At 71.8% G+C, this 13,229-nt stretch carries 6 protein-coding genes; all 6 read left to right on the plus strand.

What is annotated here, in order from left to right; all coding sequences use genetic code 11:
- Window positions 1–2 precede the first annotated feature (2 nt).
- The 6 genes from ABH929_RS11280 to ABH929_RS11305 all read left to right on the plus strand — a co-directional run bounded on the left by ABH929_RS11280 (window position 3) and on the right by ABH929_RS11305 (window position 13,114).
- The gene (locus ABH929_RS11280) at window positions 3–824 is read left to right on the plus strand and encodes a PP2C family serine/threonine-protein phosphatase (protein WP_123294286.1); all 822 of its coding nucleotides are present in this window, start codon (window positions 3–5) and stop codon (window positions 822–824) included.
- 140 nt (window positions 825–964) lie between these two features.
- The gene (locus ABH929_RS11285) at window positions 965–2,377 is read left to right on the plus strand and encodes a serine/threonine-protein kinase (protein ID WP_404561303.1); all 1,413 of its coding nucleotides are present in this window, start codon (window positions 965–967) and stop codon (window positions 2,375–2,377) included.
- Window positions 2,350–8,205, plus strand: coding sequence for an Ig-like domain-containing protein (locus ABH929_RS11290; protein ID WP_404561304.1), 5,856 nt, complete (start codon window positions 2,350–2,352; stop codon window positions 8,203–8,205). Before ABH929_RS11285 ends, ABH929_RS11290 begins: the two co-directional genes overlap by 28 nt.
- A 72-nt stretch (window positions 8,206–8,277) precedes the next feature.
- Window positions 8,278–9,249 carry a MoxR family ATPase gene (locus ABH929_RS11295; protein ID WP_123294288.1) on the plus strand — a complete coding sequence of 324 codons (972 nt, stop codon included), beginning with the start codon at window positions 8,278–8,280 and terminating at the stop codon, window positions 9,247–9,249.
- Window positions 9,246–10,658, plus strand: coding sequence for a DUF58 domain-containing protein (locus ABH929_RS11300; RefSeq protein ID WP_111083878.1), 1,413 nt, complete (start codon window positions 9,246–9,248; stop codon window positions 10,656–10,658). Before ABH929_RS11295 ends, ABH929_RS11300 begins: the two co-directional genes overlap by 4 nt.
- Window positions 10,655–13,114, plus strand: coding sequence for a DUF3488 domain-containing protein (locus tag ABH929_RS11305; RefSeq protein ID WP_404561305.1), 2,460 nt, complete (start codon window positions 10,655–10,657; stop codon window positions 13,112–13,114). Before ABH929_RS11300 ends, ABH929_RS11305 begins: the two co-directional genes overlap by 4 nt.
- Window positions 13,115–13,229 lie beyond the last annotated feature (115 nt).

Genomic DNA, 13,229 nt, shown 5'->3' on the forward strand with positions numbered 1-13,229 from the left:
ACGTGACCGAACTCGGCCGAGCAGCCACTGCGCACGCCATCGACGTCCCCGGTGCCGACGGCGCCACCCTGACGCTCTCGTGGGGAGCCGCGACCGACGTCGGTCGTCGCCGTGACCACAACGAGGACAGCTACATCGTCGGGGCGCCGTTCTTCGTCGTCGCCGACGGCATGGGCGGACACCTCGCCGGCGACCGCGCGAGCGACGCCGTCGTGCGTCGACTCGAGCAGGTGACGCAGGAGCCCTTCACCACGCGGCAGGGCATCCAGCGCGCGCTGCTGCTCGCCACGGCCGACATCGAGCGTGCAGCCGGCGGCAACGCGATCGGAGCGGGCACGACCGTCACCGGCATCGCCCTGGTCGCGTCGCTCGGACAGCCGGCGGCGCTCGTCTTCAACGTCGGCGACTCCCGGACCTACCGGATCGAGGACGGCGTGCTGCGCCGCGTCACCGTGGACCACTCCGTGGTGCAGGAGATGGTCGACGCCGGGTTGCTGCGGGCCGAGGACGCCGAACAGCACCCGGACAGCAACGTCATCACCCGCGCGGTCGGCTTCGGCGAACCGCCGGCGCCCGACTGGTGGACCCTGCCGCTCCGCGCGGGCGACCGGTACATCGTCTGCTCCGACGGCCTGACGAAGGAGCTCGGCGACGCCGGCATCGCGCGCATCGCGGCGCGGGAAGCCGGTGCGCAGGGGCTCGCCGAACGCCTCGTCGGCGACGCGGTCGTCGCCGGGGGACGCGACAACGTCACCGTCGTGGTGCTCCAGGTCGACGCCGCCCCGGACGACGGCGACCTCGAGGACACCCTGCCGCGGCACTGACCGCCGGCGCACGACCCCCCGAACTGGGGGAGTGCGCCCGTCCACAGGCGGTCGGTGTGCGGATCGACGGTCACCGGCGCTTCGTACAATGACTGTGCCACGACGAGAGAGTTGGCCGCTCGGCCGGGGAGGAGATGGCGATGGCGCGTCGCCTGCCGTCCAACCCGCCCGTGATCGGCGGGTTCAGCCCCGTGCACGTCCTCGGTTCCGGTGGCTTCGCTGACGTCTTCCTCTACGAACAGGACATGCCGCGGCGTCAGGTCGCGGTGAAGGTCCTGCTCGACGAGGTCGTCGACGACCGCGTCCGCCAGATGTTCCAGGCCGAGGCCAACCTGATGGCCCGGCTCAGCACCCACCCGTCGATCCTGACGGTGTTCCAGGCGAGCGTCGCGGCCGACGGCCGTCCGTACCTCGTGATGGAGCTGTGCTCCTCGTCGCTCAGCGAGCGGTACCGGCGTGAGCCGATCCCGGTGTCCGAGGTGCTCTCGATCGGTGTCCGGATCGGGTCCGCCCTCGAGACCGCGCACCGCGAAGGCGTGCTCCACCGTGACATCAAGCCGTCGAACATCCTGCTCACGGCCTACGGCAACCCCGTGCTGTCCGACTTCGGCATCGCTGCGACCATCGGCGGGACGGACCCGGACGAGCCCATCGGCATGTCGATCCCGTGGTCGGCGCCCGAGGTCCTGATCGACGAGTCCCGGGGCACGATCCAGTCCGAGGTGTACTCCCTCGCCGCCACCGTGTACTCCCTGCTCGCCGGCCGCAGCCCGTTCGAGGTCCGGGGCGGCAAGAACGGTGCGAGCGACCTGATGAGCCGGATCGACAAGGGCGGCGTCAAACCCACCGGTCGGACCGACGTCCCACCGTCGCTCGAGCGCCTGCTCGCCACCGCGCTGTCCCGCAAGGTGCCGTCGCGCCCGACGACCGTGCTCGAACTCGTGCGCGGGTTCCAGCAGGTCGAGGCCGAGCTCGGGATCCCGCAGACCGCGGCCGACGTCGCGGTCGAGGCGTGGGCCATCGCGACCCCGACCCCGGAGGGCGACCGGACCATGATCCGTGAGCTCCAGCCGCCGTCGCGGGTCGGCGCCCGCCGCCGCACCCGTCGCGCGGTCCAGGGCGGCGTCGTCGCCGGTGGTTCGCAGAGCGTCGGCACCGTCCACCGCACCGGATCGGTCACCCGTGCGCGACGACGCACCCGGTCGACGCTCGTCTGGGCGACGTCCCTCGCCGTCGTCGTGGTCGCCGCCCTCGCGATCGCGACCGTGGTCGTCGTCGGGCGGCTCGGCGCCGGGGCGATCCCCGTGGTGGTGGACGTCCGCGCACAGCCCTCAGCGCAGGCGGTGTCGTTCTCGTGGGCGGACCCGGGTCTGCAGAGCGGTGACACCTACGTCATCTCGTCGAACGGCGCGTCCAGCCAGCAGACCGGCACCACGTTCGTCGTCTCCGGGCAGCGCGGCGACGAGGAGTGCATCTCCGTCGCGGTCAACCGCGACGGCAAGACCGGTGCAGCGAGCGCGCAGAAGTGCGCGACCGTCGGGAGCACCGGGTGATCCGCGCGCTCGTCGCGAAGCACCGATCCGCCGCCGTCACGACCGGGGTCTCCGTCCTGGTCGCCGCGGTCGTCGCGACGACCGCGATCGTCTCGACCGGGTACCACACGCAGCGCGTCGACCTCGGGGACGGCACCGTGTGGGTGCCTTCCGCCGAGTACGGAGCGGTCGGACGGGCCAACACCGGGGTCCTCCAGCTGAACACCGCCGTCGAGACCGCGAGCGACGACCTGTCCGTGCTGCAGCGCGGGTCCATGGTCTACAGCGTCGACCAGACCAAGGGGACCGTGGCCAAGGTCGACGTCGCCGACGCCACCGTCGGCGATGCCGTGACCTTGCCCGCGGGGACACCGCAGGTCTTCTTCGCGGGGGACACCGCGGTGATCGGCAACCAGGACACCGGCGAGCTGTGGGCGACGCCCGCGGCCGACCTCGCCGAGTTCGACGCCTCGACCAAGGCCGACCTGACGCTCGGGGCGGACACCGTCTTCGACGCGTCGGACGGACACGTCGCGGTGTACTCGGCGAAGACCGGCACGGCATCGCTCGTCGACGTCGGGTCGACGCTGTCCGTCGACCAACGGTGGAAGGTCGACATGGACCGCACCGACGACTTCCAGGTCGCGACCTTCGACGGCCACCTGGCCGTGCTCGACCGCACCAGCGGCGCGCTGTCGATCGACGGCCGCACCGTGGAGCTGGGGGACCGGGTCGGCGCGTCACCCGCGCTCCAGCGATCGTCGGACACCTCGTCCGACGTCACCGTCGCGGGCACCGCCGGACTCGTCCGGGTCAGTGCCTCGGGATCCGTCGACGCCACCGCGCTCCAGGTCTCCGGGCGCGCGGCGCGCCCCTACGTCGACGGGTCCTGCACCTACGCGGCCTGGGCCGGTGGTCAGGCGATCGACACCTGCGACGGCACCGCGCTCCAGCGGCTCGCGAGCACCGGTGGGACGAGCACGATGCAGATCCTGCACAACGGGCAGACCGTCGTCGCCAACGACCCCTCGAGCGGTCGTTCGTGGGCGATCGACCGCAGTGGCCAGCTCATCGACAACTGGGCCGACCTCATCAAGCAGGACGACGAGCAGCAGCAGGAGCAGGTCTCCGACGACGACCCCGAGGTGGACAAGGACCAGAAGCCTCCGGTGGCGGTGGACGACGACCTGGGCGCTCGTCCGGGACGCACCACGAGCCTCCCGGTCCTGCTCAACGACTACGACCCGAACGGTGACCCGATCATCGTGAGCGAGGTCGGGTCCATCTCTGAGTCCGCCGGCCGGGTCGCCATCGTCGCCGACGGCCAACGGCTGCAGGTGACGCTGTCGTCGCGCGCGACCGGCACCGTGACCTTCCCGTACACGATCACCGACGGCAACGGCGGGTCGGACACCGGGACCGTCCGTGTCACGGTGCGGCCGGAATCGCAGAACGAGGCCCCGCGGCAGGTGCGCGACACGTCCGCGGACGTGGTGCAGAACGGCCACGTCGTCAGCAGCGTGCTCGGCGACTGGGTCGACCCGGACGGCGACCCGGTGTACCTGAAGTCCGCGACCGCCTCGGACGGCGACCGGGTGTCGACCACCCCGGACGGCCTGCTCGACTTCCGCGCGGACAGCGGCCGGACGGGCGACCGTGCCGTGCAGCTCGTCGTGAGCGACGGACGCGCCGACGGCCGCGGCTCGGTGACCGTGCGCGTGGCGAAGCAGGGGAGTGTGCCGCTGCGTGCCGACCCGTTCCCAGTGCAGGGCTACGCAGGCAAGGCCCTCACGGTCGAGCCGCTCGACCACGTCCGGGGCGGCAACGGCACCGTGACCCTCACGAGCGTGTCGTCGTCGGCCGGGCTGACGGTCACCCCGAGCTACGACGCCGGTACCTTCCGGGTGCAGGGTGCGAGTGCCGGCGACCACCAGCTCGAGTACACCGTCACCGACGGTGTGAAGACGTCGAGCGGCATCGTGCGCGTCACGATCCTCGCCCCGCCGGACGCCTCGACCGCGCCCATCACGACCCCGAAGACGGTCTTCGTCAACACGCTCTCGAGCAAGGACACCGACGTCACCGCGACCGACATCGACCCCGCGGGCGGGGTGCTGCTCGTCACCGCCCTCGACGGACCCGAGCGGGGCAGCGGCGTCCAGGCGAGCATCCTCGACCAACACACCGTGCGCGTCACGCTGACCGCACCGCTCGACGGGCCGGTGTCGTTCGGCTACACCGAGACGAACGGCCTCGCGTCGTCCACCGGCACGATCACCGTCGTCGAGATCCCCAAGCCGGACCGGATCCAGCCGCCCGTCGCCCAGCCCGACAGTGCGACCGTCCGGGTCGGCGACGTCGCGAACATCGACGTGCTCGACAACGACACCCAGCCCGAGGGTGAACCCCTCACTCTTGAGCCCGAGCTCGTGCAGAACGTGCCCGGCGACGGCGGTCTGCTGTTCGCCTCGGGTGACCACCTGCGCTACCTCGCGCCGAAGACCCCCGGCAACTACACCGCCGTCTACCGGGTCGCGGGTCCGGACGGCCAGTACGCCGACGCCGCCGTCTCGATCTCGGTGCGCGAGCGGGACGCCGCGACGAACAACCCGCCGGTCCCGCAGACCGTGACCGCCCGGGTCGTGGCCGGTTCGTCGGTGCGGATCTCGGTGCCGCTGAACGGCGTCGACCCGGATGGCGACTCCGTGCAACTCGTCGGCGTCGGGTCGAACCCGGACAAGGGCTCCGTCACCGACGTCGCGTCCGACGCCCTGACCTACGAGGCGGGCGACTACTCGGCCGGCACCGACGAGTTCACCTACACCGTGGTCGACGCCCTGGGCGCGCGTGCCACCGGCACGGTCCGCGTGGGCATCGCGCCCCGGGCCGAACAGGCGTCGAACCCCGTCGCCGAGGCCGACCACGTGACCATCCGCCCCGGCGGGTCGGTGACCGTCCGGGTGCTGCAGAACGACTCCGACCCCGAGGGCGGCCAGCTCACCGTGTCGGCGGCCGAGCCCACCGCCGACGACGTGTCGGCGAAGATCCTGCGGAAGCGGCAGATCCGGGTCACACCCCCGAAGACCGCGAAGTCGGGCGACTACGCCGTGCTCTACACCGTCGCGAACGCGAGCGGGGGATCGAGCACCGCGTTCCTCACCGTCACCGTCGACCCGGACGCGCAGCCCCTCCGCCCCGAGGTCGACGACACCACCCTGGACCTCCAGGACATCCTGCGGCGCGAGAGCGTGACCGTCGACGTGCTCGAGAACGTCTTCTTCGCCGAGGGCACCGCTGCCGACCTGCGCGTCGGGATCGTGGACGGCTACGGCGACACCGCGCGGCTCACCGACGACGGACGGATCACGGTCCGGCTCACCGACGAGTCCCAGGTCATCCCGTTCTCGGTCGCACGGGTCGACCACCCCGACATCGTGTCCTACGGCTTCATCAACGTCCCCGGGTTCGACGACGCCCTGCCGCAGATCAACCGCTCGGCCGGTGCCGTCACCGTGAAGAGCGAGGCCACGGTCCGCATCCCGCTCGAGGACTACGTCGTGACCGCGAACGGCCAGACGGCGAAGATCACTGACCGCGGCACGGTGAAGGCGACGCACGCGAACGGTCAGAGCCTGGTCGTGGACTCGTCGACGCTGCAGTTCACCTCGTCGAAGCTCTACTACGGCAACGCGTCCATCTCGTTCGAGGTCACCGACGGCTCCGCGGCGAACGGGGGCAAGGGCCGCGTCGCGACCCTCGTGCTGCCGGTCACCGTGACACCGCGGTCGAACCAGCCGCCGGCGTTCACCGGGTCGGCGGTCGAGATGCAGCCGGGCGAGACCCGGACCGTCGACCTGACCAAGCTCACCGACTACCCGTACCCGAAGGACCTGCCGGAGCTGCGCTACTCCGTGGTGAGCAGGCCGACCAGCGGTGCCACCGCGACGATCTCCGGCCAGCAGCTGACCATCGCCGTGCCGGACACCGCGAAGAAGAACACGACGGCGTCGATCGGCATCGGCGTACAGGACGACGCCAACGCCGGACGTGCCGGCACCGTGACCGTCGGCGTGGTGGCGTCCACCCGGCCGCTCGTGCAACCCGGCGCCGACAGGTCGATCACCAAGCGTGGTGCGACCACGACCATCGACGTCCTGACGAACGACCAGCCGACCAACCCGTTCCCCGGTGAGCGGCTGCGCGTCGTGAACATCCGCGGGCTCTCCGGCGGGCTGCCGAGCGGTGTCTCGGTGACGCCGAGCGCCGACCGCTCCCGCCTGCAGGTCCGGGTCTCCGACAACGCGAAGCCCGTCGACGCCCACCTGCAGTACCAGGTCGCGGACGCCACGAACGACCCGGACCGGTACGTGTGGGGCGACGTCACAGTCTCCGTGCAGGACGTCCCCGACGCACCGGGCACACCGACCCGCACCGGCTCGTACGACGGCGGCCAGGCCACGCTCACGTGGTCGACGCCGCAGGGGAACAACTCGCCGATCACCGGGTACCGCGTGACGGGCACGAACGGCGTCTCGAAGAACTGCGGCACCGCGACCGTCTGCACGCTGACCGGGCTCGACCCGAAGGCGTCCTACCGTTTCCAGGTTGTCGCCACCAACGCGATCGGCGACTCGAAGCCGTCGGGCAGCTCCGCTCCGATCAGTGCGGACTTCGTGCCGGCGCCGCCGAAGGGCATCACCGTCACGCCGAACGCGTCGACGCCCAACCAGCTCGACGTCAAGTGGAGCGCCGTCGCCGCTCCGAACCGGGGCAGCGCGGTCGACAACTACGTCGTGACGATCGAGGGCCCGGGGCTGTCCGACACCCGTAACACCGGCACCGCGACGAACACCTCGTTCTCCGGAGCCCAGAGCGGCAGTCCGTACACCGTGAAGATCTCGGCGCGGAACGGAGCAGATCGCAACGGCACGGTGGTGCAGTGGAACTCGGCGTCGGCGAGCGGCAGCGCGGTCGGCGTACCGACGGCCGTTTCGGTGGGGACCCCGAACGTCGACGGATCCTCTGGCCGCACCGTCGTGAGCGTCGACTACTCGAAGTCCGACGGCCAAGGTGCGCCGATCCAGTCGTACGCGCTCGTGCGTGTCAGCGGCCAGGTCTCGTGCGGCCCGATCAGCGGCGGCCAACAGGTCGACAGCACCGGCTCCGGTGGCGGCACCCTCCGCGACGGCAACGCGGAAGACGGCAGCACGACCAGTTACGTGGTCGTGGCGTCCAACAGCTTCGGCTTCTGCAGTGTCAGCCGGCCGACGTCATCGGTGACGAGCTACGAGCAGCCCGGACAGGCCAACACGCCCTCCGTGCAGGTGACTGAGACCGCCAAGGGCGTGTACCAGCTGTCCGTGACTCCTCGAGGGGTGCAGAAGGGCCGCGCGGACCACTACCTGGTGCGGTACGACGCGGGCGACGGCTGGCGCGACCTGCCCTCGGGACCGACGGCCGCGCTCGGCTACGGCGTGGGGACGGCTGTCCAGGTCCAAGGATGTCGTGGACCCGGCAACAGCTACTGCGGTCCTGCCTCCACCGCCGCCGACCCGGCGACGCCTGTGCTGACCGAGCCGACCGTGCTGACAAAGACGGAAGGGCAAGCGCTCAGCGTGCGCGCACCGGCGAACGGGACGCTGACCCCCACCTACGAGGTCCGGTTCAACGGGAGCACGACCGACGCCGACGGCGCCGCCTACACGACGACGTCGGTCGTCCCGGACAGGGCACTCCTGCCGGGCATCCCCACGAAGATCACCATCACCGTGACGGTCGACGGACATGCGGACACGTGGGACTACGACGCAGACCCGGCCCCCGAGACGTCGACCGCGCCGACCGGCTGACCCCGCCCCGCCGCCCTTCCGCCGTACGCTGCACCCACCGCCATCCCCCGAGACGACGAGGACCACCCCCGCATGAGCATGACCCCGGAGCAGGCCACCTGGTTCGCCGACGTCGCAGGCCGCATCGTGACCAACGTCGAGCAGGTGCTCCTCGGGAAGACGTTCGTGATCCGCCTCGCGGTGACCGCGATGCTCAGCGAGGGCCACCTGCTCCTCGAGGACGTCCCCGGCACGGGCAAGACGAGCCTCGCGCGGGCGATGGCGCAGAGCGTGCAGGGGACGACGAACCGCATCCAGTTCACCCCCGACCTGCTGCCCGGTGACATCACCGGCATCAGCGTCTACGACCAGCGCACGCAGGAGTTCGACTTCCACCGCGGCCCGGTCTTCGCGAACATCGTCCTCGCCGACGAGATCAACCGTGCGAGCCCGAAGACGCAGTCGGCCCTGCTCGAGGCGATGGAGGAGTCGGCGATCACGGTCGACGGCGTGAACCACCGCCTGGCGGCCCCCTTCATGGTCATCGCGACGCAGAACCCCATCGAGCAGGCCGGCACGTACCGTCTGCCCGAGGCGCAGCTCGACCGGTTCCTCATGAAGACCTCGATCGGCTACCCCGACCACGCCGCCACCGTCAAGATCCTCGAGACCTCGTCGGCTCCGTCGGCATCGGTCCCGCTCGCGAGCGTCGTGCCCGCGGCGACGATCACCGAGATGGCGGCGCTGGCCCGCACGGTGCACGTCGACGCCGTCATCGCCGACTACGTCGCACGGTTGGTCGACGCGACGCGTTCGGCCAGTGAAGTCCGCCTGGGCGTCAGTGTCCGCGGCGCGATGGGCCTCATCCGTTCGGCACGCGTGCTCGCCGCGCTGAGCGGCCGCCACTACGTCACGCCGGACGACGTCAAGGCCCTCGCCGTCCCGGTGCTCGCGCACCGCCTGGTGCTCGACGCCGAGGCGGAGTTCGACGGTGTCAGCGCGCCGAGCGTCATCGCACAGCTGCTGGTGGAGACGCCGCCGCCGGCCGACCGAGTCACGACGTGACGGACCGCCGGCCCGTCTCCACGCGCTCACGCCGTCCGTCCTCGACGCGGTCGCGTCGCGGGACGACGGCGTACGAGCGCACGGGGACGGTCGCCGGCCTGACCAACGTCCGCTCACGGATCGTCGGTGACCGCGAAGGCGTCGCCGCGGATGCGGTCGTCGGGATCGTCCGGGTCTGGGCAACGGCCTGGAGGCTCGTCAAGCGTTCCTGGGGCGAGGTCTCGTCCGTCGTCACCGGGCTCGGGTGGACGGTCGCGGCCCTCACGCTCGTCGCGTTCGTTGCCGGCTACCGGTTCGGCCTGCGGGAGATCGTCGTCGTCGGGTTCGCAGGAGCGGTGCTCGTCGTCGTCGCGGCCATCGCGCTCATCGGCCGCACGCGGCTGGTGATCCGGATGCGCCTGCCGCAACACCGAGTGGCGGTCGGCGACGAGGCCGGCGTGGTCGTCACGGCGGAGAACCCGACGCGTCTGCCCTCGGTGCCGACGACGGTCGAGGTGCCGGTCGGCCCGGGCCTCGTCGACGTCGCGATCCCGGCGATCGGCGCGCACGGCACGTTCGAGCAGCTGGTGCCGGTGCCGACCGTGCGCCGCGGCGTGCTCGACGTGGGTCCGGTCACCGGTGTGCGCGCCGACCCGGTCGGGCTCGTCCGTCGCGAAGTCGTCTGGACCGCTCGCGAACAGGTCATCGTGCACCCGCGCACGATCGCGATCCCGTCGACGAGCACCGGGCTGGTGCGCGACCTCGAGGGGCAGGCGACCACCGACCTGTCGCCGGCCGACATCGCGTTCCACGCCATCCGCGAGTACATGCCCGGTGACGACCCCCGCACCATCCACTGGAAGTCGACGGCGAAGTCGGGCGCGCTGATGGTGCGCCAGTTCGAGGACACGCGCCGCTCGCACCTCGTCGTGGCGCTCGGCATCGCCCGGTCCGAGTTCGGGGACGACGAGGAGTTCGAGCTCGCGGTGAGCGCTGCGGCGTCGCTCGGTGCCCGTGCGATCCGCGACGGCCGGGAGGTCTCGGTCGTGGTGTCGGAACGCACCCCGGAGTTCGCAAAGCGTGCCGTCTACGCGGTGCGGACCCTGCCGACGGTCACCCCGACGCGACTGCTCGACGACTTCGCCTCGGTCGGACTCGCCGATGCGTGCCTGCCCATCGCCGAGGTCTCCCGGATCGTCGGAAGCGACACCGAGGGCATCTCGGTGGCGTTCCTGGTCGTCGGTTCGACGATCGGGCTGCCGGCGCTCCGGCTCGCGGCGACGCGCTTCCCCGTGGGGGTCGAGGTCGTCGCGGTGATCTGCGAGCCCGAAGCGCAGCCACGGTTCCTGCGGGTCGCGGGGCTGACCGTGATGACCATCGGCTACCTGGACGACCTCCGGCACGCCCTGCACCGATCGGCCGCCGCGTGAGCGCCGCTCCGGTGAGCACCCCGACGCCGCCTGCGGAGCGTGCCCGTCGGTCGACCCGGCGTTCCGATCGCCGCGACGCCCGGCGGCTCGTGCCGTTCCGTCTGGCCGGCGGGACCCTCGTCGTGTGGCTGCTGCTCGCGGTCGCGAGCGTGTCGTGGTGGCCGGTCTACCGTGACGACTCGATGATCGTCGCGGCGGTGGCCGCGATCGTGTTCGGCACCCTCGTCGCCCTCGTCGGCGCGGTCCTGCGACTGCCGCTGGTCGTCGTGGCGATCGCGACGGTGGCGGCGTTCACGCTCGCCGGTGTGCCCGCAGCCGTGCCCGGTCAGGCCAACGGGGTCCTGCCCACGGGCCAGGGCCTGCTCGCGCTGTTCGCCGGTGTCGCGCTCGGGTGGAAGCAGCTGGTGACCATCAGCCTGCCGGTCGGTTCGTACGAGGCGCTCCTCGTGCCGTACTTCGTGACGCTCCTCGTCGCCACGGTGACGGCCGTGAGCGTGGCGACCCGGGCCTCCAGGCAGGAACTCGCGAGCATCCCGGCACTGGTGCTGTTCGCGATCGGGGTGGTCGTCGGGCCGAGCCGGCTGGACACGTCGATCGTGACGGCAGTCGTGCTCGTCGCCATCGCGCTCGTCTGGGCGCTGACAGTGCGGCACGCACGTCGCGCGGTCGCCGTGGCGACCACGATCGGTTCGTCGGTGCCGATCGCACGGTCCGTCGTGCGCCCGGCGCTCGTCGGCACGGGGACGATCGTCGCGGCGGCCGTCGTCGCGACGGGGCTCGGGCTCGTCGCGCCGCCGACCAACGAGCGCACCGTGGCCCGCACGGACGTCGTGAAGCCGTTCGACCCCCGCGACTACGTCAGCCCGCTGAGCGGCTTCCGGGCGTACGAAGAGCAGAGCGCGGCGGACACTGCACAGCTCCGGATCACCGGACTACCGGAGAACGGGTTCGTGCGCATCGCGACGCTCGACAGCTACGACGGTGTGGTCTACCGCGTCGGCGGGTCGGACGGCTCCTCGTCGTCGGGGACGTTCGAGCGGGTGCCGACGTCGGTCGACGTCCGTGGCGTGGACGGCACCAGGGTGCGCGTCGGCGTGACCGTCGACGGCTACAGCGGCGTCTGGCTGCCGACGGTCGGGGACCTGGAGCGCGTCGACTTCACCGGGACCGACGCCGACGACGAGCGCGGGTCCTTCTTCTTCAACGGCTCGACGCAGACGGGGGCCGTGGTCGGCGGTGTCCGCGAAGGCACTTCCTACGACCTGACCGCCGTGGTCCCCGACCAGCCGACGGACGAGCAGCTCGCAGCGGCCCGCCCGGGCAGCGCCGCGGTCCCGACGGCGCGCGACGTGCCGGACGCCGTCCGCGAGACGGTCGAGGCGACGACCGACACCGATGCGACGTCGGGTGCGAAGCTCGTCGCGGTGATCCAGGCACTCAAGCGCAACGGGTACGTCAGCCACGGCGTCGGTGACGACCGGATGAGCCGTTCGGGGCACGGCGCCGACCGCATCCAGGAGCTCCTGACGTCGCCGCTGATGATCGGCGACCAGGAGCAGTACGCCGCCGCCGCTGCGCTGATGGCCGACGAGCTCGGGTTCCCGGCACGGGTGGTCATGGGCTTCACAGCCGGCGGCGACTCGGGGTCCGGCGGGGCGTCGGCGAGCGGGGGCACGACGACGTTCCGCGGCTCGGACGTCACCGCGCGCATCGAGGTCGACACCGCGCAGTGGGGGTGGGTGATGCTCAACCCGAACCCGAGTGTCCGTGAGATCCCGAACGAGCAGCAGCAGACGCCGCAGCCGGTGACCCGTCCGGAGACCGTCGTGCCGCCGCCTCCCGTCGACCAGCAGGACCAGGACCAGCAGGCGCCGCCGCAGAGCGACCGGAACACGCCGCCCGTGCAGCCGCTGTGGTTGCAGATCCTGCTCGCAGTGCTGCCCTGGGTGCTCGGTGCACTGGGGCTGATCGCCCTCGTGCTCCTGCCGTTCGGGGTGATCGTCCTGCTGAAGCGGGTCCGCCGCCGACGGCGCCGGCGTGCTCCGACGCCGCGCGGTCGCATCGTCGGGGCCTGGGACGAGTACCGCGATGCGCTCCTCGACCGTGGCCACGACGTGGCCGGATCGGCCACACGACGCGAGACGGTGGCCGGTGCTCCGGGTGAGGGCGGGACCGGACTGGCTGCCCTCGCCGACCGGGCGGTGTTCGGCCCGAGCGACGTCGACCAAGCCGCCGCCGACCGGATGTGGTCGGCGACGGACGATGCGGTGGGCACGCTGCGCACCGGTCGGACGCGCCGTGAACGCTTCCGCACCGCCGTGTCGCTCAGGTCCCTGCGCGGAACCGATCGGCTGCGCACGACCACCGGTCAGGGCTCGGCGAGACGCGGTGACTACGATGGCCGGAGGCCTGACGAGCGTCGTGGACGGCCGAGTGAGGACAGAGGCAGACCGTGATCAGATGCGAACACTGTGGATCGATGCTCCCGGAGGGGGCGATCTTCTGCGGTGAGTGCGGACGTGCGGTGACCGCCGGAGCGAGCCGTCGGCCGGTCGCTGCGACCCCCGTCGA

The sequence above is a fragment of the Curtobacterium sp. AB7 genome (genome assembly GCF_044909335.1).
Lineage (GTDB): Bacteria > Actinomycetota > Actinomycetes > Actinomycetales > Microbacteriaceae > Curtobacterium.